Raw genomic sequence first — 23,036 nt, 5'->3', positions numbered from 1 at the left:
CGAGAATTTGATACGTGCTCATATGGCTGCGTCAGCACCTGCCCGGCATCCCGCACCGCGCCCTGCTCCACGTACTGATCCATCAGCTTTCCCCCGGTCCGTTTCCCCACCCCTCTAAACGCCCGGTCCCATCTGCGGGTTCCCGGCACCAACGGATACAGTCACGCCCAGGCAACCACGGGGACAGGAGAGGGTCATTACCGGCAACCGGCAGACGAGCTGGGCGTTCGCCGACGCCTTTGTCGCCGAGGACGAGGCGCTGCGCTGGGCCCGGGACCGGGCCCGTGAGGCAGGCCTGCGCTCGGTGTCGCCCGGCACGGGCGCGGCGCTGCGGTTGCTCGCCGCCACCGTGGAGGCGAAAGCGGTGGCGGAGATCGGGACCGGGACCGGCGTATCCGGAATTCATCTGCTGCACGGCATGCGGCCGGACGGGGTACTGACCACCGTGGACCCGGAGCCGGAGCGCCAGCAGTTCGCCCGCCAGGCCTTCCGGGCCGCCGGATTCGCCAGCAACCGGGCCCGGTTCATCCCCGGCCGCGCCCTCGATGTGCTGCCCCGGCTCGCGGACTCCGGCTACGACCTCGTCTTCTGCGACGGCGATCGTCTGGAGTGCCTGGACTATCTCGCTGAATCGTTGCGCCTGCTGCGGCCGGGCGGGCTCGTCGCCTTCGAGGGCGTCTTCGCGGACGGCCGCACAGTGGACTCGGGACCGCAGCCCGCCGAGGTCGGCCGGCTGCGTGAGCTGCTGCGCGCGGTGCGCGAGAGCCAGGATCTGGTGCCCTCGCTGCTGCCGGTGGGCGACGGGCTGCTGTGCGCGGTCAAGCGGTGAGCCAGGTCATCGGACCACCTCGCTGACCAGGTGTTATAGCGACGTTCGCCGCTGAAAACCAGCTGCCCCGGCACCGCGTACGATGCCAGGGCAGCTGAAAAGGGTCTAGTCGCGTTCCGCGTCAGCCGACGACCTTCTTGAGGGCATCGCCGAGCGCGTCGGCCTCGTCAGGGGTCAGCTCGACGACGAGCCGACCGCCGCCTTCGAGCGGAACGCGCATGACGATGCCCCGCCCCTCCTTGGTCACCTCGAGCGGGCCATCGCCCGTCCGCGGCTTCATGGCCGCCATGCTCGTTCCCCTTCCTGAAACCAGCTCATCGTCGCCGACGGCCCCTTGGAGGGCACGCACGTCCTCTCATAGGACACACGTCACCGGCATCGAACACATTGCTTCCAGGCCATTATCCCGCATCTCAGGACCCGATGACCAACATCAGTCGGCATCGCTTGGGCAACGCGCTTGAGCAAAACCACTCAATTCGGCGATGTGACTGCGATACTGCGCCGCCGCATGGACTTCCACGGCTCGGAATTCTTTGACGCAGGTCACATGTCCGGTCCGCGCCACCGCCGGTGATCTCCGCCATGCTGTCATCGGACACAGCCCGTACCGACCGGTACGACGGAGCCGCGACACCGGAGGGGACCACCATGGCCGACACCGTGCTCTACGAGGTGAGTGACGGACTCGCGACGATCACGCTGAACCGCCCCGAGGCGATGAACGCGATGAACATCGAGACCAAGGTCGCCTTCCGTGACGCGGCGCTGGCGGCCGCGGCGGACGAGGGCGTACGGGCGATCCTGCTGACGGCCGCCGGAGACCGGGCCTTCTGCGTCGGGCAGGACCTCAAGGAGCACATCGGGCTGCTGGCCGCCGACAAGAAGTCGGGTTCGGGGCAGACCATGAGCACCGTGCGCGAGCACTACAACCCCATCGTGCGGGCCCTGACGGGCGCCGCGAAGCCCGTGGTCGCCGCGGTGAACGGCGTCGCGGCCGGGGCCGGCTTCGGTTTCGCCCTCGCCGCCGATTACCGTCTCGTCGCCGACACGGCCGCCTTCAACACGTCGTTCGCCGGGGTCGCGCTCACCGCCGACTCCGGGATCTCCTGGACGCTGCCCCGGGTCGTCGGGCCCGGTCGCGCCGCCGATCTGCTGCTCTTTCCTCGCAGTGTTTCCGCCCAGGAGGCGTACGAGCTGGGGATCGCGAACCGTGTCGTGCCGGCCGCCGAGCTGCGCGGCGAGGCGGAGAAGGTGGCCCGCGCCTTGGCCGGGGGGCCGACCTTGGCGTACGCCGCGCTGAAGGAGTCGCTCGCCTACGCCCTCTCCCACTCGCTGGACGAGTCCCTGGAGAAGGAGGACGAGCTGCAGGTCCGGGCCGGCGCCTCGGAGGACCACACGATCGCTGTGCAGGCGTTTGTGAACAAGGAGAAGCCGAAGTACTTGGGGCGGTGACGGTTCGCGGGGCGCCGCGGGCCGGTGCGGCTGGTCTCGCCAACGCGGCGCAGCCGAAAGATGTCACAGCGCTGCGGGCCGGTGGGGGCTGGTCTCGCTCACGCGGCGCAGCCGCACGGTGTCACAGCCCCGCGCGCCTTACGGGGCGCTCCTGGCCACGCAGTCCGCCAAGTGGTCGTCCACCAACCCGCACGCCTGCATCAAGGCGTACGCCGTTGTCGGGCCCACGAAGCGGATGCCACGCTTTTTCAGCGCCTTGGAGAGGGCTGTCGACTCGTCGGTGACGGCGGGGACGTCGGAGAGGCGCTTCGGGACCGGGCGGGAGGCCGGGTCCGGGGCGAAGGACCAGATCAGGTCGTCCAGCTCGCCCGGCGCCCAGTCGGCCAGCACGCGCGCGTTGGCCACCGTCGCCTCGATCTTGGCGCGGTTGCGGATGATGCCCGGATCGGCGAGCAGACGCTCCTTGTCGGCGTCCGTGTAGATCGCGACCTTGGCGATCTCGAAGCCGGCGAAGGCGGCGCGGAAACCGGGGCGGCGGCGCAGGATGGTGATCCAGGACAGGCCGGACTGGAAGGCCTCAAGGCACAGCCGCTCATACAGCGCGTCGTCGCCGTGGACCGGGCGGCCCCACTCCTCGTCGTGGTACGCCACGTAGTCCTCGCTCGACAGGGCCCAGGGACAGCGCAGCGCGCCGTCGGGGCCCAGGAGTGCGTCGGTCACTGGTGATCCTCCCCCTCGGGGTGCTTGCGCAGCGAGGTGGCCGCGCTCGCGCGGGCGCCGACGAGCGCGGACTCCAGGTCGGCGATCCGGGCGTCCCGCTCGGAGATCTCGGCGCCGAGACGGCCCAGGGCGTCGTCGACCTCCGCCATGCGGTAGCCGCGTAGAGCGACGGGGAAGCGCAACGCCTCCACGTCACCGCGGTTCACCGGCCGGTCGTAGGGCAGCGGGTCCGCCAGCCGCTCGGGGCCGGCCTCGGGAAGGGGGGCGCTCTCGCCGCCGCCCACCACGGACAGTGTCACCGCGGCGACCACGACGGCGAGCGCGACGACCAGGAACAAGAACATGAACATCGCTGAGGTCCCCACGCTCTGGTGCCGACGCGGTGCGCCGGCGCGGAAATGCTGAAGCTGAAAGTGTCAGGGTCCGATCGTGCCATGCGAGTCTGACAGTTAAGGTCGCAGGCGGCTTATCGGCGGGACTTACTGGGAGAGGTCATAGGGGATGCTCAGGCTGGGCAGGCGTGAATTCGACCCGCACGAGCCGGTGATCATGGCGATCGTGAACCGGACCCCGGACTCCTTCTACGACCAGGGGGCCACCTTCCGCGACGAGCCGGCCCTCGCGCGCGTGGAGCAGGCGGTGTCGGAGGGTGCCGCCATCATCGACATCGGTGGGGTCAAGGCCGGGCCGGGGGAAGAGGTGTCCGCCGAGGAGGAGGCGCGGCGGACGGTCGGTTTCGTCGCCGAGGTGCGGCGCCGCCACCCCGACGTGATCATCAGCGTCGACACCTGGCGGCACGATGTCGGGGAGGAGGTGTGCGAGGCCGGCGCCGATCTGCTCAACGACGCGTGGGGCGGGGTCGATCCGCGGCTGGCGGAGGTTGCGGCGCGGTACGGGGTGGGGCTGGTGTGCACCCATGCCGGTGGGGCGGAGCCGCGTACGCGCCCGCACCGGATCACGTACGGCGATGTCATGGCGGACATTTTGAGCGTGACCGTCGGCCTGGCGGAGCGTGCGGTGTCGCTGGGCGTCCCGCGTGAGTCCGTGTTGATCGACCCCGGGCACGACTTCGGGAAGAACACCCGGCACAGTCTTGAGGCGACTCGGCGGCTGGGGGAGATGGTCGAGACGGGCTGGCCGGTGCTTGTCTCCCTCTCGAACAAGGACTTTGTCGGGGAGACGTTGGACAAGCCGGTGAAGGAGCGAGTGGTGGGGACGCTGGCGACGACCGCGGTCTCCGCGTGGCTGGGGGCGCAGGTGTATCGCGTCCACGAGGTCGCGGAGACCCGGCAGGTGCTGGACATGGTGGCCACCATCGCCGGGCACCGTCCGCCGGCTGTGGCCCGGCGGGGGCTGGCGTAAGGCGGTTTTCGCCCCCGCCGCCCCTACCCTTCCCGTCCCTGGGGCGGAGCCCCCCAGGCCCCCGTATCGCGCTTCGCGCTCGTCCTCAAACGCCGGACGGGCTGAAACACCTTCTACCTGCCCGCCTCCTTGGACACCAGGGCCACCGCCTCCTCCACCTCGTCCGTCAGGTGGAAGAGGAGCAGATCCTTCTCGGAGGCCTTGCCCTGGGCGATGAGGGTGTTCCTGAGCCAGTCGACGAGGCCGCCCCAGTACTCGGTGCCGAAGAGCACGATCGGGAAGCGGGTGACCTTCTGGGTCTGGACCAGGGTCAACGCCTCGAAGAGTTCGTCGAGGGTGCCGAGGCCGCCGGGCAGGACCACGAACCCCTGCGCGTACTTGACGAACATCATCTTGCGGACGAAGAAGTACCGGAAGTTGAGGCCGATGTCGACGTACGGGTTGAGCCCCTGCTCGAAGGGCAGCTCGATGCCCAGGCCGACGGAGATGCCCTTGGCCTCGCAGGCGCCCTTGTTGGCGGCTTCCATGGCGCCGGGCCCACCGCCGGTGATCACGGCGAAGCCGGCCTCGACCAGGCCGCGGCCGAGGGCGACTCCCGCCGCGTACTCGGGCGAGTCCACCGGCGTACGGGCGGAGCCGAACACGCTGATGGCGGGCGGGAGTTCGGCCAGCGTGCCGAAACCTTCGATGAACTCGGACTGGATGCGCAGCACCCGCCAGGGGTCGGTGTGCACCCAGTCGGAAGGACCGCCCGCGTCCAGCAGCCGCTGATCCGTGGTGCTCGCCTGCACCTGGCCCCGCCTGCGCAGCACCGGTCCCAGCCGCTGCTCCTCCGGTGGCCGCTTCTTGCCCTCGGGGTTGCCAGTAGGCATGTCCGCTCCCTCCGCTCGCGGTCGTTCCGCCCCAGCGTAGATCTCCCCCGGTTACGGCGGGGGGACGCGAGCGTGTCCGCCATGAACCGCCATCGGGTACGGCTCAGGCGGTCAGCCAGGCCCGCAGGCGCTCCTCACCCGCGAGGATCTTGGCCGTTTCGACCCGTTCGTCACGCTTGTGCGCCAAGTGGGGGTTGCCGGGGCCGTAGTTGACCGCCGGGATGCCGAGCCCGCTGAATCGGGAGACGTCCGTCCAGCCGTACTTGGGCTGCGGGGTGCCTCCGACCGCCTCGATGAAGGCGGCGGCCGCCGGGTGGGAGAGCCCGGGGAGCGCGGCACCGCCGTGGTCGTCGATGACGAACTCCTCAACGCCGCAGTCGGCGAAGACCTCGCGGACATGGGCGACGGCCTCCTCCTCGCTGCGGTCGGGCGCGTAGCGGAAGTTGACGGCGACGACGCACTCGTCGGGGATGACGTTGCCGGCGACACCGCCCGTGATGCCCACCGCGTTCAGGCCCTCGCGGTACTCAAGGCCGTCGATGACGGGGTAGCGCGGCTTGTACTCGGCCAGCCTGGCCAGGATCGGGGCCGCCGCGTGGATCGCGTTCGAGCCCATCCAGCCGCGGGCGGAGTGGGCGCGCTCGCCCTTCGTCTTCAGCAGCACCCGCAACGTGCCCTGGCAGCCGCCCTCGACCTGCCCGTCCGAGGGCTCCAGAAGGACCGCGAAGTCGCCCTCCAGCCACTCTGGGTGGGCCTCGGACACATGCTTCAGCCCGTTCAGGTGTGCCGCGACCTCTTCGTTGTCGTAGAAGACGAAAGTGAGGTCGCGGTTGGGGGCGGGGACCGTGGCCGCGACACGGAGCTGGACCGCGACGCCCGACTTCATGTCGCAGGTGCCGCAGCCCCACAGCACGCCGTCCTCGTCGAGGCGGGAGGGGACGTTGCCCGCGATGGGGACCGTGTCGATGTGGCCGGCGAGGATGACGCGCTCGGCGCGGCCCAGGTTCGTACGGGCCACGACGTTGTTGCCGTACCGGTCGACCGTCAGATGCGGCAGGGCGCGCAGGGCGGCCTCGACGGCGTCCGCGAGCGGCTTCTCATTGCCGCTCTCGGAGGGGAAGTCGATGAGCCGCGCGGTGAGCTCGGCAGCGTCCAAGGTGAGGTCAAGCGGTGTGTCGGCCATGCCGTCGACCCTAGCGTCCCGGGCCGCCCGGCCCGGTCGAGGCCGGTCGCCCCGGTCCGGATTCCGGTTGTCCACAGCCCCACAGAGCACCGACAGAGGCCTCAAGTACCTTGTACGTCGTGCCAGAGCCGTCCCCCACTTCCGTCCGCCGCGGCCGCCTCCTGCGTTTCGGGGCGGCCCTCGTGGTCCTGCTCGCGCTCGCGGGCTATCTCACCGTGCAGTACCTCACGGGAGGCACGGGCGCACCGAGATGCAAGGTCGTCTCGGGCAAGGGCGACGGGGCGTCGTACGAGTTCACACCGGAGCAGGCGGTGAACGCGGCGACGATCTCGGCGGTCGGCACCTCCCGGGGCATGCCCGAGCGCGCCGTGACCATCGCCCTCGCGACGGCGCTCCAGGAGTCGGGGCTGCGCAACATCCAGCACGGCGACCGGGACTCCCTTGGCCTGTTCCAGCAGCGGCCCTCGCAGGGCTGGGGCACGACCAGGCAGATCATGGACCCGACGTACGCGGCGGGTGTCTTCTACGAGCACCTGGCCAAGGTGCCGGACTATGCGCGGCTGCCGCTCACCGTCGCCGCGCAGCGCGTGCAGCGCAGCGGCTATCCGCAGGCGTACGCCAAGCACGAGTCGGACGCCACGCTGCTCGCCGGGGCCCTGACCGGCGTTGCGGCGGCCACGCTGACCTGTGAGGGGCGACCGGACGCCACCCCGGTCGGCGGCGCGGACTCGGTGCGCGCCGCGCTCGTACGGGACTTCGGGCGCGATGTGCTGCAGGAGGCGGGCGCCGACGTCGCCGCCGCGGGCGCCTCCGCCTCGCCGTCCGCCGCCGCCTCGGCCCCGGTCTCCTCGACCGACGGCGGGCGGACCGTGACCGTGCCCGTCCGCAAGGACTCCGCCGGGACCGGTGCACGCCGCCGCGGCTGGGAGCTGGCGCACTGGGCCGTGGCCAACTCGGCCGCGCTGCATATCGAACGGGTGTCGTACGCCGACCGCGAGTGGACCGCCGGGAGCACCGACAGCCAGTGGCGCACCGCGGGGTCGAAGACGGGCCCGGCCGCGCGGAAGTCCGCCGCCGAGGTCCGAATCATCACTGGGCAGTAGTTCGGACCCTCACCCATTCAGGGGGCCCTGATCGCGGCGCGTCGACGATGTGCGCAGGTTTTCGCCCGCTCACTCTCCTGTCCGCCGAATCCCTTGAAAACAAAGGGCCGTAAGGATTCGGCACACTTTCCGACCGGGCGTTGTTTGCCCGTTTTTATCCGCAGCCGATAATGCGACGCATTGCCAACTCTTTACGTCGGGCCACCGCAACTTTCGCGGGCTTCGAGCGGTAGTCACTGCGTCCGAGCCCGGAACGATCAGCTTCGGTCGGTCGACAGCCAGTCGGCCGGTGCCGGGCGCGGTTGGACACTTCCACGTTCTCTCCCGTCTAAGGAGCATCATGTCCCTCCCCCTGACCCGCCGGATCGCCCGTGCCGCGCTGCTCGTCGCAGCGGGAGCGGCAGCCGGGGTCGGCGCGGCCGGCTCCGCCAGCGCGGCGGCCGAACTGCCGGCCACCCCCAACCTCGGTGGGCTGACCGCCCTGGACGGGGCGAACGTCGGCAGCACCGTCGACGGAGCGGCTCAGAAGGTCACCGGGCTTGCGGGCGACACCGGCAGCAAGGCGGTCAAGAAGACTGTGCCCGCCGCGGGCAAGACCGGTGGGAAGGTCGCCAAGACGGCGACGCCGGCCGCGCAGAAGGCGGCCGGGGGCGCGGCGGGGCAGGCTGGTGGCCTGCTCGGTGACACCGCGAAGACGGCGACCGGTGGTGGGCTTCCGACCGGTCAGCTGCCGATTCAGGGTCTGCCGCTCGGCTAGCCCGCCCGGCTGTACGGAGACGGGGGTCCAGGGAGTTGTCCCTGGACCCCCGTTTCGCTTGCCCCCTGCGGGAGCTGGGCCCTGATGTCACGGCGCCCGGCACAGCCGTACCAGTCAGCTACCTGGCCAGGCGTTCCACTGCCGCTGACACGCGTTCGTCCGTCGCTGTCAGGGCGACTCGTACGAAGTCTTTGCCCGCCTCGCCGTAGAAGTCCCCGGGGGCGACGAGGATGCCCAGGGCGGCCAGGTGGGCCACGGTGTCCCAGCAGGACTCGTCGCGGGTGACCCAGAGGTAGAGGCTGGCCTCGCTGTGTTCGATGCGAAAGCCGTGGCCCAGGAGGGCGTCGCGCAGGGCGGTGCGGCGGGCGGCGTAGCGCTCGCGCTGTTCGCGGACGTGGGCGTCGTCCGACAGGGCGGCGACCACCGCGGCCTGGGTCGGCGCGGACGTCATCATGCCGCCGTGCTTGCGGATCTGAAGGAGATCACCGAGGACGGCGGGGTCACCGGCGAGGAACGCGGCGCGGTAGCCGGCCAGGTTCGAGCGCTTGGAGAGCGAGTGGACCGAGACGATCCCCTCGTACGAGCCCCCGCAGACGTCCGGATGCAGCACCGAGACCGGGTCGGCCTCCCAGCCCAGCTCGATGTAGCACTCGTCGGAGAAGACCAGGATGCCGTGCTCGCGGGCCCAGGCGACGATCCGGGTGAGTTCCTCGGCGGAGAGGACCCGGCCGGTCGGGTTCGAGGGCGAGTTGAGCCAGAGGAGCTTCACGCCCGTGGGGTCAAGGTCCGTGGGATCGTCGTAGACCACGTGCTCCGCTCGGGCGAGGCGCGCGCCGACCTCGTACGTCGGGTACGCCAGGCGCGGGTAGGCGACCTTGTCCCCGGGGCCGAGGCCCAGCTGCGTCGGCAGCCAGGCCACCAGCTCCTTGGAGCCGACGATGGGCAGCACGTGGTGGTGGGTGACCTCCTGTGCGCCGAGCCGTCGCCGCACCCAGCCCGTGAGCGCGTCCCGCAGCTCGGGCGTGCCCCACACGGTGGGATAGCCGGGTGAGTCCGCCGCGGCGACCAGAGCTTTCTGGATCAGCTCGGGCACCGGGTCGACCGGGGTGCCGACGGACAGGTCGACGATGCCGCCCGGGTGAGCGGCGGCCGTCGCCTTGTAGGGCTCCAGCTTGTCCCAGGGGAAGGTGGGAAGCCGGTCGGAGACTGCGGACACGGGATCGGGCTCACTTTCTCGTACGTACGACCCGTACGGAGTACGTCTCTGTGGTACTCGCCGCTACGGCTCGCTGGTACTCGCCGATACGGCAAACGCCTCGGTCCCGTACGGCGATCAAGGAGATCCGGCCGTACGGGACCGAGGCGGCGCGTGTGCGGGCCGCTTACTGGTTCTGCGGCGGCAGCGCTGCGATGAAGGGGTGGTCGCGCTCGATCAGGCCGAGCTTGCTGGCGCCGCCGGGCGAGCCGAGCTCATCGAAGAACTCGACGTTCGCCTTGTAGTAGTCCTTCCACTCTTCGGGAGTGTCGTCCTCGTAGAAGATCGCCTCGACCGGGCACACCGGCTCACAGGCTCCACAGTCGACGCATTCGTCCGGGTGGATGTACAAGGACCGGGAGCCCTCGTAGATGCAGTCGACCGGGCACTCCTCGATGCACGCCTTGTCCTTGACGTCGACACAAGGCTGCGCGATGACGTAGGTCACGCTGTCGTTCCTCCTCGATAGGGCGCTGGCGGGCCTCCGTAGGCTCCGCCGCCTGGCGCGCGGGAGCGCGGCGTCGTCGATGCCCGCCTCTAGTATCTCCGTTCTTGGGCACGATCCGAACAGGAGGGGTGAACTGACCTGTGGAAATCTCTGCCTCCGGCCGCCTCGAGGTCCGTATCACCACTGCTGACGTGGGCAAACGCGTCTCTGTGCGTCGCTTGAGCGACGATGGAGACACGGGGGAGAAGTTCACCGACACGGTGGGTGTTCTCACATCATGGGACGACGGTGTGCTGCTGATCACACGACGGACCGGTGAGCGTGTCCGGATCGCGGAATCCACGCTGGTCGCGGGCAAGGTCGTGCCGTCCGCTCCGGCACGCCGGCGGGGCCCGGCGGCCTCGTACGAGGAGCTGGCGCGGGTCGCCGCGCGGGCCTGGCGGCCGGTGGAGAGCGAGCGGCTCGGGGAGTGGGAGCTGCGGGCGGCCTCCGGGTTCACCCGGCGCGCCAACTCCGTGCTGCCGCTCGGCGAGCCCGGCGTGCCGCTGGACGAGGCGCTGACCCGCGTACGGGACTGGTACGCGGCCCGTGGCCTGCCCGCGTACATCCAGACCGCCACCGGGGCCGAGGGCACGCAGGAGCTGCTGTGCGCGGAGCTGGAGGAGCGGGGCTGGACGCGTGAGGTGACGGCCGGCCTGTGGGTCGGCCCGCTCGCGCCCCTCGCGGACCGGGAGGCGCCCGGGGTGGTGCTCTCCCGCGAGGCGGACGACGCGTGGCTCGGCCGTTATCAGCGCAAGGGGCTGAGCGACGTGGCGCTGGAGGTCCTGGGCAGCGGGCCCTCGGTGTGGTTCGCGACGGTGCCGGGTGTGGAGGGGGAGGCTCCGGCCGCGATCGGCCGGTGCGCGATCGACGGCCGCTGGGCCGGTTTCGCCGCCGTCGAGGTCGCCCCGGCCCACCGCCGCCAGGGCCTCGCCGGCACCGTCATAGCTGCCCTGGCCCAGCGCGCCCTGGACGAGGGCGCCTCGGCAGCCTGGCTCCAGGTGGAGTCGGACAACACAGCGGCACGAGCGCTGTACACCGGCATGGGCTTCACCCAGCATCACGCGTACCACCACTACCGGCGGACGCCGGACGCCTACGCGGCGGGCGGGGGCGCCGAGGAGACCACCGCCGGGGCGTCCGCCGAGGGCGGCACACACGGCCGCGGGCGCGGCCATGGTGGCGCGGAGCGCGGCGGCACGCGGGGCGGCCTCCGGGACGGTTCGCAGGCCGAGCAAGGCAAGCCCGGCACACGGGACGCGGACGCGCAGGCCGGGCTCCGGGCCGGCGAGCAGGGTGGCGAGCGTGCACCCGGCACGGAGAGCGCGGGCGCAGAGGCCGGGCTCCGGGCCAACGAGCTCCGAGCCGGCGAGCAAGCCGGCCAGGATGCGCCCGGCACGGAGGCCGCGGACGCGCAGGCCGGGCTCCGGGCCGGCGAGCAGGGCGGCGAGCGTGCGCCCGGCACGGAGAGCGCGGACGCGCAGGCCGGGCTCCGAGCCGGCGAGCAAGCCGGCCAGGATGCGCCCGGCACACAGGGCGCTGACGCGCGGGTCGGGCTCCGGTTCGGTGAGCGGACCGGCCGGAGTGGGCGCGGCACGCGGCCGATCCGCCATACCGGCGCGCAACCCGGACCCGGCGAGCCCACCACGCAAGGGGCCTACGCGCGGGACTACCTCCGCCCCGGCGCGCAGCCCCGCCAGAGCGAGCGCGGCACGCGGTCGATCCTCCGCACCGGTTCGCAATTTCGGCAAGGTGAGCCCATTGCACAGGGCGCGGACGCTTGCGGCGGGCTGCGGGGCGGGCACGGGTGGGGCGCGGGTGCGCAAAGGAGAAGGCGCGCCCGGCCGGGTGAGCGGGGTGGCCGTGACGTGGGGAGCGGTTTGCGTGGGGTCGTGTCGGGGCGAGTGGTGTGAAGGGGTGCGAGGCGGATATGTGTTCTCCTCAGTCACCGGGGCCGGAGCGGAGCGCCGAGGTGCGGCGGCGGTTCGCGGAGGAGGCGCGGGCCGAGCGGCCCGATCTGGCGCTGCTGTGTCTGCTGGTGGGGGCGACGGCGGACGGGACGCTGGACGAGGCCGGGATGGACGCGGCGCAGATCGAGCTGGACCGGCTGGCGGGCCGGCTGCCCTTCCGGCCCGGCGGCCCCCGGTCCTGGGCGGCCGCGCTCGGTGAACTGCTCGGCGGGCGCTACGGCTTCCGTGGCTCGCCGGCCGACTACCAGCGGCTTGAGTCCTCGCTGCTGCACGAGGTGCTGCGGCGGCGACGCGGGCTGCCGATCCTGCTGTCCGTGGTGTGGATGGAGGTCGCGCGGCGGGCCGGCGCGCATGTGTACGGGGTCGCCCTGCCGGGGCATTTCGTCGTCGGCTTCGGGACGACACAGCAGCAGGTACTCGCCGATCCCTTCGACGGCGGACGCGTCCTGACCGGCTCCGACGCGGAGCTGCTCGTCGCGGGGGCGACCGGCGCGCCGCTCGACCCGTCGATGCTCTCCCCCGCCGACCCGCTCGACGTCGTCCTGCGCGTCCTGAACAACATCCGCGCCTGGGCGACCGCCCGCCCGGAGCGCTCTGACGTGTCCCTGTGGGCCGTGGAGCTGTCCCTGCTGCTGCCCTCGCATCCGGCCCGGCTGCGCTACGAGCGTGCCCAACTGCTCGTGCAGCGCGGCGACTTCCTCACGGGCGCCGCCGAACTCGAGGCGTACGCCGACGTGGTGGCCGCCGTCGACGAACCGGCCGCCGACCGCGTACGCCAACAGGCCCACGCAGCACGGGCGATGCTCAACTGACCGCGAGGTGAAATTTCTACAGCCAGCCCTTCTCGCGGGCCGTTCTTACCGCCTCCGTGCGGTTGCGGACCGCCAGCTTTTGGATGGCCGTGGAGAGGTAGTTGCGGACGGTGCCCTGGGAGAGGTGGAGGGCCCTGGCCAGCTCCGCGTTGGTGGAGCCGTCGGCCGCCGCGCGCAGGATCTCGCGTTCGCGGTCGGTGAGGGGATTGGCGCCGCCGGCGAGCGCGGCGGCCGCGAGCGTGGGGTCGATGACCCGCTCCCCGGCCAGTACCTTGCGTACCGCTTCGGCGAGTTGGGCCGCCGGCGCGTCCTTGACCAGGAAGGCGTCGGCCCCGGACTCCATGGCGCTGCGCAGATAGCCGGGTCGGCCGAAGGTCGTGAGAATGAGCAGCTTGATGCCGGGAAGTTCCCGGTGCAGCTCGGCCGCCGCCTCGATACCGGTCTTGCCGGGCATCTCTATGTCGAGCAGCGCCACGTCGACGTCGTGGGCGCGGGCCGCCGCCAGCACCTCGTCCCCGCGCGCCACTTGGGCGACGACGTCGATGTCCGGTTCCAGGCCCAGCAGGGCGGCCAGCGCCTCTCGGACCATCGACTGGTCCTCGGCGAGCAGGACCTTGATCATGCGGCTCATGCACCGGATCCTACGGCGTCGTCCGCGGCGTCCACAGGGGCCTCGGCGGCGGTCAGAGGCACTCGCGCGACCAATCTGAATCCGCGCCGGACGCGACCGGCCTCCAGCGATCCGCCCGCCTTCTCCAGGCGTTCGGTCAGCCCGGTCAGGCCATTGCCCGGGGTGCCGCCGGAGCCGCCCGAGCCGTCGTCCTGCACGGACAGTTCGAGCACCGGCCCGTCCAGCGTCTGGCGTCGGACGAGCTCCACCGCGCAGCGCCGCGCCCCGCTGTGCCGTACGACATTCGTGACCGCCTCGCGCAGCGCCCAGGCCAACGCGGACTCGCTCTCCTCGGGGACGTCACTGAGGTCCGGTTCGGCCGGCAGCTCCGCGGTGACCCCCGCCGCGGTCAACGCGACCTGCGTGCCCGCGAGTTCGCAGGCCAGCCGGGGCCGCCGATAACCGGTGACCGCCTCGCGCACGTCGACCAGTGCCTGGCGGCTGACCTGCTCGATGTCGGCGACCTGCTGGGCCGCCTTGTCGGGATGGTCGGGGAGCATCCGCCCGGCCAGCTCGCTCTTGAGCGTGATCAGGGAGAGCGAGTGGCCGAGGAGATCGTGCAGGTCCCTGGCCAGCCGCAGCCGCTCTTCGTTCGCCGCGAGTTGGGCGACCGTCGCGCGGGCCTCGCGCAGCGCGATGGTCGTCCGGACCAGCTCGCGTACACCGGTCATCGCGAACCCGCCGAGGAACGCCGGGATGAGGAGTCCCGCCAGATACGCCTTGCCGCCCGAGACGACCAGGGCGATCGCGATCAGCACGGCGGCCACGGCCGGGATGGTCAGGCGCGCCATCCGCAGCGGGAGCGCGGCGCCGGACGCGATCGCGACGTACACGAACAGGACCAGCCATTCCCTTCCCAGGGTGAGGGAGAGGACGGCCGCCTGGGTCGCGAGGACCGCCAGCGAACCGAGGACCAGGGCGTTGGTCTCACCGCGGCCCGTGCGGAAGAGCAGTACGCCGTACCAGGCGACGAAGGCCACCAGGCCGAGCCAGCCGAGCACGACGACACCGGTGCTGTGCCCGCCGTGCACCAGGTCGCTGACGGGCGCGCTCAGATAGACGAGCCAGATGCCCGTCCACAGGGCCTTGACCATCTTCTGCTTGGGATTTTGCGGGCGCTGCCCGATGCCGACGCTGCTCACGCCTTCAGCGTGTCCTTCCGGTACAGCCATGCCGCGCCGCCCGCGAAGAGGGCAAAGGAGACGGCGAGGATGGCGAGGTCCTTCGCATGCGGGGCGTTTCCCAGTTCGATGGCCTGCCCCAGGGCAGCGTACGCGTGCGTGGGCAGCCACTTCGCTATGTTCTGCAGCCAGCCCGGGAAGGTCGTGGTCGGCATCCACAGGCCGCCGAGGATCGACAGGCCGAAGTAGACGATCATCGTGATCGGACGGACGGCGTCGCCGCTGGCCAGATAGCCGATGGCCACCCCGAGCGCGGCGAAGACGAGGCTGCCGGCCCAGATCGCGCCGGTGAGCGCGAGCCACTGCCAGGCGTCCAGCCGTACGTTCTTCACGGCCGCCGCGACCACGAAGACGATCACGATCGACGGCAGGCTGATCACGGCCGCGCTCGCCGTCTTCGCGAACACATAGCCGCGGCCCGGCAGCGTGGTGAGCCGCAACTGCCGTACCCAGCCGCTCTCCCGCTCCTTCGCGATGCGCTCGCTGTTGCCCATCAGGACGGCGGTGAGGGCGCCGAAGGAGGCCATCGAGACCATGAAGAAGGTGGGGAGGGTGAGCCCGGTGCCGTCCACCTTCGTCGTACTGTCGGCGCTGCCGGCGATCAGCAGGAACAGGGCCGAGGGGTAGATCACCGAGAAGAACAGGAACTTGCGGTTGCGCAGGGCGCGGGTGATCTCGAGCTTGATGAGGCTGTTCACTTCTGCTTCGCCTCCTCTGCGGCCGTGATGGCGACGAAGGCCTGCTCGAGCCCGAGCCCGGCCACTTCGAGATTGCGGGGGCAGACACCGAGCCCGTACAGCGCGTGCACGGTCGCGTCGGCGTCGGAGGACTGGATGCGGATCGTGTGGCCCGATATGTCGATCGAGGTCAGGAATGGCAGGGCGCGCAGCGAGGCCTCGTCGATCGGGCCCTGAAGGTCGAAGGCGATGCGGCGGGCGCCGGCCTTCGCCTTGATCTCGGCGGCGGTGCCGTCGGCCAGCAATCGTCCTCGGTGCAGGACGAGCACCCGGTCCGCTATGGCGTCGGCCTCTTCGAGGTAGTGCGTGGCGAACAGGACCGTACGCCCCTGGTCGGCCCGTTCGCGCATGGTGGCCCAGAAGGCCTGGCGGGCGGAGACGTCCATGCCGGTGGTGGGCTCGTCGAGGACGATGAGGTCGCTGTCGCCGGCGGTGGCGAGGGCGAAGCGGACGCGCTGTTCCTGGCCGCCGGAGAGCTTGTTGACCTTGCGGTCGGCGATCTGGGAGATGCCGGCGCGGGCGAGCACGTCGGTGGCGCGGTACGGCCTGGGGTGCAGAGCGCAGGCCAGCTTCACCAGCTCGCCGACCGTGACCTCGTCCATCAGGCCGCCGCTCTGCAGCATGGCGCCCACCCGGCCGGCGGTGATCGCCTCGCGGGGGCTCATGCCGAAGACCCGGACGGTGCCGGTGTCGGCGTGCTTGAGGCCGAGGAGCAGGTCCAGCGTGGTCGACTTGCCCGCGCCGTTGGGACCCAGCAGGGCGACGGTCTCGCCGGGGTGCAGGTCGAGCGTCAGCCCGTCCACGGCCCGGACGCTCCCGTAGCTCTTGGTCACCGATTCGAACCCGACCACCGTGGTGGTGGTCGCCGCAGTCGTTGTCATGTGATCCATCGTGGCGGCGGAGGGGGTGGCGAGGGCAGTGCGGTGTGTCCTCAGTCGCGGATGACAGATGTCATACGGTGCGGATCACTTGGCGTGGGCCAGCGGATCACTTGGCGTGCCATGGGGGGCGGCGCCACGCCCGGCGGGGCGCGGCGCGGGCCACGCGGGCGGCCGGCCGCCCTCGGCCCAACGCCCGCCCCGTTCCTCGCTTCGTCGAGGACACATGCCCCGCCCCTTCGCCCGGGCAACGGGGGGCAACGGGCAACGGGTTTTCGCCCCCTCCGCCCCTGCCCGTCCCGACCTGGGGCTCCGCCCCAGACCCCGCTCCTCAAACGCCGGAGGGGCTGAATCTACGCCGGAGGGGCTGAATCTTTCGGAGTGGCTGATTCCTCCGCTAGTTCGGGTTTGTCGAGATGGTCACGATGCGGTCCGTGGGCGTCTTGCCGAGTAGGGCCTGGCCGAGGGCCGAGGCCACGTCCTGCGGGCTCACCGGCTTCTTGCTGCCGTCGCCCTTGGTGATCGTGACTCCGTCGAAGGCGCCGCCGTACAGCTGCTTGAGCACGTTGAGGTCGTAGTGCTGGACGAGCTTGCCGTTCACCGCCTGCACGCTCAGGAACTTCCAGATGGAGTTCTGCGGGCTGAAGGAGATGGTGTGCACGGCGTCCGTACGGACCGTGACGTTCGCGGACATCGCGGGCTTCGCGAACTTCGTCATCATCCGGTCGACCTCGGCGTTCGAGACCGTCGGCTGACGGGTCTTGGTGGCGACCTTCACCGGGGTGATCGTGTCGGTCTCCACCTGTGCCCGGTAGGCGTCCTCGACGGCCTTCGTCGAGGAGGCGACGTCGATGCCCTTGCCCGCCTTGCCGTACACGGCGACGGCCTTGCCCGCCACGAACTTGACCGTGCCGTCGCTCACCGAACCGGAGCCGCCCGCGGCGTTCTCCAGGGCCGCCTGGAGCTTCTCTTCGTCGACCGGCATGTCAGGTTCGACGACGCGCTCCTGGCCGAACAGCGCGCCGATCACCGAGACCGGGTTGTAGTCGCTCTTCGCGGCGGCGGCGACCGTTGCCGTGCTGTCGAACTGGAGCCCGGCCTGGTCGGGCTTGAGCGAGACCGTTGCGCCGTCGACCGACAGCTTCAGCGCCTTGTCCGTACGGTTGCCGAACGCGTCGTCGAGCTTCTTGACCGCCTCGTCACGCGTGCCGCCGCCGATGTCGACGCCGAGCACGGTGGTGCCCTTGGGCACGTCCGAGTGGTTCATCAAAAGCCCGGCGCCGTAGGCGCCACCGGCGAGGACCACCACGAGGACGCCCAGAAGAGCCGGCTTGTTGCGGCCCTTCTTCTTGGCCGGCTTGGAGGATGCGCGGGGCTGCTGCACCGGCTCGGGCAGCTTCGGCGGGGTGTGCGGCAGCGGGCCGTCCGTGTGCGCGCCCGGCCCGAACGGGGAGTTGTGGGCGGGCGGGACGACGGGGATGCCGCTGGTGAGAGTGTGCCCGGAGACGTTGTCCGCGGGACCGCCGTAGCCACCGGCGCCCGGCTCGGGCGCGGGTTTCTGCGGCGTGAGGATCGCGGTGTCGTCACTGAGACCGCCGCTGAGGCCGCCGCGCTGGGTGACACCCGGAGTGCTGGGCCCACCGCCGGGACCGACACCCGGGCCACCACCGGGGCCCCTCGGACCACCGCCGGGGCCAACACCCGGATACGCCTGCCCCGAGCCAGTACCGGGCCTCGCACCCGATCTCGCTCCCGGTCCCGCGGCCAAGCTGCCAGGTGCCACGCCGGGCCCGGTCGGCGGCACCAGCGGGCCGTCTCCGGTGACCGGACCGCCGGTCGGACCCGCGGGCCCGCGACGGCCGCCCTGTCCGCCCTGGTCGCCCTCGGAGAAGTACGGCAGGTCGTCGCGGCGCGGTTCACCACCGTTGCCGAATCCGCCATTGCCGGATCCGATGGAGGGGAAGGAGCCGGTGCTGCTCAGCGCTCCGGAGACGTCGAAGGAGCCGGTGCCGCCCCCGTGGCCGGGGGCCACGGGTCCGGCGCCGGTGGCACCGGGCAGCCCGGCACCGTTCGTACCGCCGCCGCCGCCACCGCCGGGCCGGGGAGCGTTCGCCCCGCCGGGCCTGGCGCCACCGGAGGCGCCCGACGGACCGGCACCGCTCGCGGCAGTCGGACGCGCGCCGCCCGGACCGCCAGGACGCCCGCCCGGCTCCGCCGGGGCGGCCGAACCGCCCGGCAGACCCGCACCGTTGGTGGATCCGCCGCCCGGGCCGCTCTTGGGCGCACCGGACTTGCGCGGCGCGAACCAGTCGCTCGTCTTGTCCTCGGCCGCGGGGGCTCCGGCGGGACTGTCCCCGGGCGCGGTCGGGGCGGGGGATGCGGTGGTGGCCGTCGCCGCGGACGCGGCCGCGGGCGAACTCACGCCCCGCGGCGCCTGTGCGCCATTGCTCGCGCCGTCCACGCCGTCGGCGGACGCGCCCGCGTCCCCGACCGGTGTGCGGACGACGACGGGCGGGATGGGCCGCGATCCGGGGATGTTGATCCGGATCCGTGTCGTCAGCGTGGTCTCGGTCTTGCGCTCCTCCGGCGGGTTGCCGGTGGCCGAAAGGCCCGCGTCGGCGCCGCTTTCGGAAGCCGCGGGGGTCCCGTACGGCGGCGTCCCCGACGGGTACGCGGCTCCACCGCGCCCGTTGGGCCCGGAGGACGAACTGTCAGTTTCACGACTCAAGGCAGGTTCTCCCGGTTGGCTCCGCCGCCCATTTACTCGACCTCATCTCGGGCAGCTCGGCGGCGCGCACCACCATACTGGCCATGTCCGGCGCGCAAACCTCGCCCGCGAAGGAAACCCCCACGGGACCCGCACCTGTCCGATACGGCGAAGTGGTACGTCACTTGCCATGTCGGACGCCGGAGCCGCCTGGTTGCCGCCCTTGTCCAAGGGTGGTGCACATCACAGCGACGGCCATCCCTCCGAGCAGGAAGAGGTAGGAGCCGAGCCCCGCGCCGAAGAGGAAGTCGCCTTCCGGGCGGCTGGCGGTGAGCAGGATGACGGCGACCATCCAGCCGGCCGCGGGCGCCACCGCCCCGGCCCGGGAGTCGGTGGCCCGAGCGCCGCCCAGGAAGAGCCCGGCGGCCCCCGCCAGCGCGAGCAGCAACCCGCCCGGGAACCAGCCGGATTGCATCAGGGCCCCCGCGAGCCCGACGACCGCGCCAAGCAGGAAGAGGCCGAGGTAGGCGACTATCCGCCCGGTGGAGGGCCGCCGCAGCGGCTGGGCGAGCATGCTCCCGCGACTGTTCGCGCTCATCACAGGGCCAGCCCTTCGAACAGGTCCGTCTCGCGCGTGTCGCCGGGCTCCCCGCGCACCAACTCGTAGTACTCCGTGGCGAAGATCGGCTGCGCCAGCTCGTTCGAGAGCGCGAAGTACGACTCGGCCACCTCGATCTGGGTGGCGTGCGCGCGCATCGCGGCGGCCTTGGCGGCGGCGTACGCGGTGCCGTCGATCGCGGTGGTGATCCGCTCGTCGTCCACGACACCCGGTACGCCCTCGAGGCCGGCCGCCCTGGTGAAGGGAAGGTCCGGGAGGTCCTGGGGCAGCCGCGCGAAGCCCTCCTCGGCGACGGAGCGCGGGACGCGGTTCCAGTAGATCTTGGCGATCTCGTGCCCCGCGTCGGCGGCCAGCTCGGCTGCCCGCATGGCGACGCGGTGGGCCTGGATGTGGTCGGGGTGGCCGTAGCCGCCGTCGGGATCGTAGGTGACGAGGACCTGGGGGCGTACCTCGCGGATCACCCCGACGAGGTGGGCGGCGGCCTCGTCGACGTCGGCGGACCAGAAGGCGCCCGCGCGGTGGTTCTGCTCGACGCCCATCATCCCGGAGTCACGAAAACGCCCCGGTCCACCGAGGAACCGGTGATCGACGACACCCAGCTCCTTCATGGCGGCGGCCAGCTCGCCGATCCGGTGCGGGCCGAGTCCGCCGTCCCGGTCGGGCGTGAGGTGCGCGAGCTCCGGCGGGATGACCTCGCCCTCCTCGCCGAGGGTGCAGGTCACCAACGTCACATGGGCGCCCTCGGCCGCGTACTTGGCCATGGTCGCGCCATTGTTGATCGACTCGTCGTCCGGGTGCGCGTGCACCAGGAGCAGACGCCGGTCGGGCAGTTCCGTCATGGAACACACCCTACGAGGCTCAACCCACGAGGCCCGACCTACGAGGCACGATCGACGAGGTCAGAACTTGATGCTGCCGATCATGCCCGCGATGTTCGTGGTGAGCTCGCTGATCGTGGGAGCGACCGTGGAGGAGGCGAGGTAGAAGCCGAGGAGGACACACACCAGCGCGTGCGCGCCCTTCAGGCCTGACTTCCTGATCAGAAGAAAGACGATGATCGCCAGCAGCACCACCGCCGAAATCGAGAGTGCCACGGCGGCTCACCTCCAAAGATCCCAGGGACATGGGGAGTCGGACATGGGGGTCGACAAATCCATACAGCGGCCAGCGGGTTCATACCCACGCAGCGCTAGTGATCATAACTATGTGTACGCGCGCATCGATCGGCGCACGGCCGCACAAGGGGGCGCATGGCCAATATGGTCGGGGCATGACGACCGAGCCCCTTTCCTTCCCGCGCCGGTACGCCCGCACCCAGCGGTTCACGTCCGGCGCGCCGCGCGCGTTCACCGTGTCCCCCGACGGTTCCCGTGTGGTGTTCCTGCGGTCCCGCTCCGGTACGGACCGGGCGAATCAGCTGTGGATTCTCGATGTGGCGGAGGGCGTGGAACGGGTGGCGGCCGATCCCGCGGCGCTGCTCGCAGGCGCCACCGAGCGTCTGTCGGCCGAGGAGCGGGCGCGCCGCGAGCGCAGCCGCGAGGGCGGCGCCGGGATCGTCGGCTACGCCACCGACACGGCGGTCGAGTTGGCCTCTTTCTCCTTGTCAGGGCGGCTTTTCACGGCGGAGCTGCGGGCCGGCACGGCACGTGAACTCCGCGTCCCCAAGCCGGTGATCGACCCACGCCCCTCCCCCGACGGACGGTTCGTCGCGTACGTCGCCGGGGGCGCTCTCAGGGTCGTGGGCGCCGAGGGCGAGGACGACCGTGCGCTCGCGGAGCCGGAGCCCGCGGCAGAACCGGGGTCGGTTTCCTATGGACTGGCCGAGTTCATCGCGGCCGAGGAGATGGGGCGTTCGCGGGGCTTCTGGTGGTCGCCGGAGGGGGACCGGCTGCTCGTCGCGCGGGTCGACGATACGCCCGTACGCCGCTGGTGGATCTCGGATCCGGCGCATCCGGAACGCGATCCTCAGCGGGTCGCGTATCCGGTGGCGGGCAGCGACAACGCGGAGGTGCGGCTGTTCGTCATCGGCCTCGACGGGGTGCGCACGGAGGTCGTGTGGGACCGGGCACGCTACCCGTATCTGGCGCATGTGCACTGGTCAGCGGCGGGTGCGCCGCTGATCCTGGTGCAGGCGCGGGACCAGCGCAGTCAGCTGTTCCTGGCCGTGGAGCCGGACACGGGGGCGACCCGGATGGTGCACGCGGACGAAGATCCACAATGGCTTGATCTTTTCCCCGGTGTTCCGTGCTGGAGCCCCGGCGGGCAGCTCGTGCGGATCGCCGACGAGGGCGGCGCGCGGGTGCTCGCGTTCGGCGAACGCCCGCTGACGGGACCCCAGTTGCATGTCCGCGCGGTCCTCGACGTCTCGGACGACGACGTGCTGATCTCGGCGTCGGCGGGCGAGGCGGCTGCGGCGCCGGAAACCGGCGAGGTGCATGTGTACCGCGTCAACGAGCTCGGCATGGAGCGCCTCTCGCAGGAGCCCGGCGTGCACTCGGCGGTGCGCGCCGGGGGCGTGACCGTGCTCGTCTCCTCGGTTCTCGGCCGGCCGGGCGCCCAGGTGCAGGTACTGCGGGACGGCAAGCGGACGGCGACCGTAGCTTCGTACGCCGAAGATCCCGGTTTGTCCCCGCGCGTGACGCTCACACAGGGGGGCGCACAGAAAATCCCATGCGCCCTGCTTATGCCTAGGGACTACGACGGTGACACTCCCCTTCCCGTCCTCCTGGACCCCTACGGCGGACCGCACGGCCCGCGTGTGCTGGCCGCGCACAACGCGCACCTGACCTCGCAGTGGTTCGCCGACCAGGGTTTCGCGGTGATCGTCGCCGACGGCCGTGGCACCCCCGGCCGCTCCCCCGCCTGGGAGAAGGCGGTCCGCGACGACTTCACGCTCTCCCTCGACGACCAGGTCGAGGCGTTGCACGCACTCGCCGAGCGGTTCCCGCTCGACCTGTCCCGGGTGGCGATCCGCGGCTGGTCGTACGGCGGCTGGCTCGCCGGTCTCGCCGTACTGCGCCGCCCCGACGTCTTCCACGCGGGCATCGCGGGTGCCCCGGTCACCGACTGGCGGCTGTACGACACCCACTACACGGAGCGGTACCTCGGCGACCCGGCGGCGAGCCCGGACACGTACGCGAAGAGCTCGCTGATCACCGACGACGGGCTCTCCGCGCCCGCGCAACCGCACCGGCCACTGATGATCGTGCACGGCCTCGCGGACGACAACGTGGTGGTGGCACACGCCCTGCGACTGTCCTCGGCGCTGCTGGCCGCGGGCCGCCCGCACGAGGTGCTGCCCCTGTCGGGCGTGACGCACATGACCCCGCAGGAGCAGGTCGCCGAGAACCTGCTGCTGCTTCAGGTCGACTTCCTACGGCGCGCCCTACAACTGGGCTGAGCGGCAGCACTCCACCAAGCACCGCAACCATCAGGCGCA

Annotated in this window: 22 protein-coding genes and 1 pseudogene; 8 read left to right on the top strand and 15 right to left on the bottom strand. The window is 71.5% G+C overall.

All coding sequences use genetic code 11. From position 1 onward, the window contains the following. The first annotated feature begins 130 nt into the window (after positions 1-130). On the top strand, positions 131-829 hold the full coding sequence (locus tag AB0D27_RS10240; RefSeq protein ID WP_362505054.1) for an O-methyltransferase: 699 nt from the start codon (positions 131-133) through the stop codon (positions 827-829). A 121-nt stretch (positions 830-950) separates the two neighbouring features. Here AB0D27_RS10240 and AB0D27_RS10235 read toward each other — a convergent pair whose 3' ends face one another. Beyond that, positions 951-1,118, bottom strand: coding sequence for a DUF3117 domain-containing protein (locus AB0D27_RS10235; RefSeq protein WP_003966491.1), 168 nt, complete (start codon positions 1,116-1,118; stop codon positions 951-953). A gap of 362 nt (positions 1,119-1,480) precedes the next feature. On the opposite strand from AB0D27_RS10235, the gene AB0D27_RS10230 reads away from it, so the two are divergent. Beyond that, positions 1,481-2,284, top strand: coding sequence for an enoyl-CoA hydratase-related protein (locus AB0D27_RS10230; protein WP_362504895.1), 804 nt, complete (start codon positions 1,481-1,483; stop codon positions 2,282-2,284). Positions 2,285-2,422: 138 nt separating this feature from the next. Here the strand turns inward: AB0D27_RS10230 and AB0D27_RS10225 are convergent, their stop codons facing one another. Beyond that, complete coding sequence (locus AB0D27_RS10225) at positions 2,423-3,004, bottom strand: DNA-3-methyladenine glycosylase I (protein WP_362504893.1); 582 nt, start codon at positions 3,002-3,004, stop codon at positions 2,423-2,425. Further along, a complete protein-coding gene (locus tag AB0D27_RS10220) occupies positions 3,001-3,354 on the bottom strand; it encodes a DivIVA domain-containing protein (protein ID WP_362504890.1) in 354 nt (117 codons plus the stop codon). The genes AB0D27_RS10225 and AB0D27_RS10220 overlap by 4 nt, the downstream gene beginning before the upstream one ends. A 151-nt stretch (positions 3,355-3,505) precedes the next feature. Between AB0D27_RS10220 and folP the strand changes: the two genes are divergently transcribed. Beyond that, a complete protein-coding gene (folP, locus tag AB0D27_RS10215; RefSeq protein ID WP_362504887.1) occupies positions 3,506-4,366 on the top strand; it encodes a dihydropteroate synthase in 861 nt (286 codons plus the stop codon). 113 nt (positions 4,367-4,479) lie between these two features. On the opposite strand, the gene AB0D27_RS10210 is transcribed toward folP, so the two are convergent. After that, positions 4,480-5,238 carry a TIGR00730 family Rossman fold protein gene (locus tag AB0D27_RS10210; RefSeq protein WP_362504884.1) on the bottom strand — a complete coding sequence of 253 codons (759 nt, stop codon included), beginning with the start codon at positions 5,236-5,238 and terminating at the stop codon, positions 4,480-4,482. A 103-nt stretch (positions 5,239-5,341) separates the two neighbouring features. After that, on the bottom strand, positions 5,342-6,421 hold the full coding sequence (dapE, locus tag AB0D27_RS10205) for a succinyl-diaminopimelate desuccinylase (RefSeq protein ID WP_362504881.1): 1,080 nt from the start codon (positions 6,419-6,421) through the stop codon (positions 5,342-5,344). Between the two features lie 119 nt (positions 6,422-6,540). Between dapE and AB0D27_RS10200 the strand changes: the two genes are divergently transcribed. Beyond that, positions 6,541-7,524, top strand: coding sequence for a heavy metal transporter (locus AB0D27_RS10200; protein WP_362504878.1), 984 nt, complete (start codon positions 6,541-6,543; stop codon positions 7,522-7,524). A gap of 340 nt (positions 7,525-7,864) precedes the next feature. Beyond that, positions 7,865-8,281 (top strand): ATP-binding protein, encoded by a 417-nt coding sequence (locus tag AB0D27_RS10195; RefSeq protein WP_362504875.1) that lies wholly within the window; start codon positions 7,865-7,867, stop codon positions 8,279-8,281. Between the two features lie 118 nt (positions 8,282-8,399). Here AB0D27_RS10195 and AB0D27_RS10190 read toward each other — a convergent pair whose 3' ends face one another. Together AB0D27_RS10190 and fdxA are read right to left on the bottom strand one after the other, a co-directional pair. Further along, positions 8,400-9,497, bottom strand: a complete 1,098-nt coding sequence (locus AB0D27_RS10190; RefSeq protein WP_362504873.1) for a bifunctional succinyldiaminopimelate transaminase/glutamate-prephenate aminotransferase — start codon at positions 9,495-9,497, stop codon at positions 8,400-8,402. A 166-nt stretch (positions 9,498-9,663) separates the two neighbouring features. Then, positions 9,664-9,984: a ferredoxin gene (gene fdxA / locus AB0D27_RS10185; protein ID WP_018089397.1), complete on the bottom strand. Its 321-nt coding sequence runs from the start codon at positions 9,982-9,984 to the stop codon at positions 9,664-9,666. A 140-nt stretch (positions 9,985-10,124) separates the two neighbouring features. Here fdxA and AB0D27_RS10180 point away from each other — a divergent pair. Further along, positions 10,125-11,105 (top strand): annotated as a pseudogene (locus tag AB0D27_RS10180) (GNAT family N-acetyltransferase); the annotation flags it as partial. An 848-nt stretch (positions 11,106-11,953) separates the two neighbouring features. Next, positions 11,954-12,805 carry a transglutaminase-like domain-containing protein gene (locus AB0D27_RS10175; RefSeq protein WP_362504869.1) on the top strand — a complete coding sequence of 284 codons (852 nt, stop codon included), beginning with the start codon at positions 11,954-11,956 and terminating at the stop codon, positions 12,803-12,805. Positions 12,806-12,821: 16 nt separating this feature from the next. Here AB0D27_RS10175 and AB0D27_RS10170 read toward each other — a convergent pair whose 3' ends face one another. From AB0D27_RS10170 to AB0D27_RS10135, 8 genes are all read right to left on the bottom strand, one after another. After that, a complete protein-coding gene (locus AB0D27_RS10170; protein WP_362504866.1) occupies positions 12,822-13,436 on the bottom strand; it encodes a response regulator transcription factor in 615 nt (204 codons plus the stop codon). Next, positions 13,433-14,617 carry a histidine kinase gene (locus tag AB0D27_RS10165; RefSeq protein WP_362504863.1) on the bottom strand — a complete coding sequence of 395 codons (1,185 nt, stop codon included), beginning with the start codon at positions 14,615-14,617 and terminating at the stop codon, positions 13,433-13,435. Before AB0D27_RS10165 ends, AB0D27_RS10170 begins: the two co-directional genes overlap by 4 nt. Next, complete coding sequence (locus AB0D27_RS10160; RefSeq protein ID WP_362504860.1) at positions 14,614-15,354, bottom strand: ABC transporter permease; 741 nt, start codon at positions 15,352-15,354, stop codon at positions 14,614-14,616. The genes AB0D27_RS10165 and AB0D27_RS10160 overlap by 4 nt, the downstream gene beginning before the upstream one ends. Then, positions 15,351-16,274, bottom strand: coding sequence for an ABC transporter ATP-binding protein (locus AB0D27_RS10155; protein ID WP_362504857.1), 924 nt, complete (start codon positions 16,272-16,274; stop codon positions 15,351-15,353). Before AB0D27_RS10155 ends, AB0D27_RS10160 begins: the two co-directional genes overlap by 4 nt. Positions 16,275-16,668: 394 nt before the next feature. Continuing rightward, a complete protein-coding gene (locus AB0D27_RS10150; RefSeq protein ID WP_362504854.1) occupies positions 16,669-18,999 on the bottom strand; it encodes a hypothetical protein in 2,331 nt (776 codons plus the stop codon). A 160-nt stretch (positions 19,000-19,159) separates the two neighbouring features. Continuing rightward, on the bottom strand, positions 19,160-19,576 hold the full coding sequence (locus AB0D27_RS10145) for a DUF6113 family protein (RefSeq protein WP_362504851.1): 417 nt from the start codon (positions 19,574-19,576) through the stop codon (positions 19,160-19,162). Then, the gene (gene mshB / locus AB0D27_RS10140) at positions 19,576-20,436 is read right to left on the bottom strand and encodes an N-acetyl-1-D-myo-inositol-2-amino-2-deoxy-alpha-D-glucopyranoside deacetylase (protein ID WP_362504848.1); all 861 of its coding nucleotides are present in this window, start codon (positions 20,434-20,436) and stop codon (positions 19,576-19,578) included. Before mshB ends, AB0D27_RS10145 begins: the two co-directional genes overlap by 1 nt. A 60-nt stretch (positions 20,437-20,496) precedes the next feature. Then, positions 20,497-20,691 (bottom strand): hypothetical protein, encoded by a 195-nt coding sequence (locus AB0D27_RS10135; RefSeq protein WP_362504845.1) that lies wholly within the window; start codon positions 20,689-20,691, stop codon positions 20,497-20,499. 176 nt (positions 20,692-20,867) lie between these two features. Between AB0D27_RS10135 and AB0D27_RS10130 the strand changes: the two genes are divergently transcribed. Continuing rightward, the gene (locus AB0D27_RS10130) at positions 20,868-22,997 is read left to right on the top strand and encodes a prolyl oligopeptidase family serine peptidase (RefSeq protein ID WP_362504842.1); all 2,130 of its coding nucleotides are present in this window, start codon (positions 20,868-20,870) and stop codon (positions 22,995-22,997) included. The last annotated feature ends 39 nt before the right edge of the window (positions 22,998-23,036 follow it).

This window comes from Streptomyces sp. NPDC048415, assembly GCF_040651675.1.
Classification (GTDB): domain Bacteria; phylum Actinomycetota; class Actinomycetes; order Streptomycetales; family Streptomycetaceae; genus Streptomyces.
Note: the sequence above shows the minus strand (reverse complement) of the source record. Positions and strands in the feature narration are given on the sequence as shown.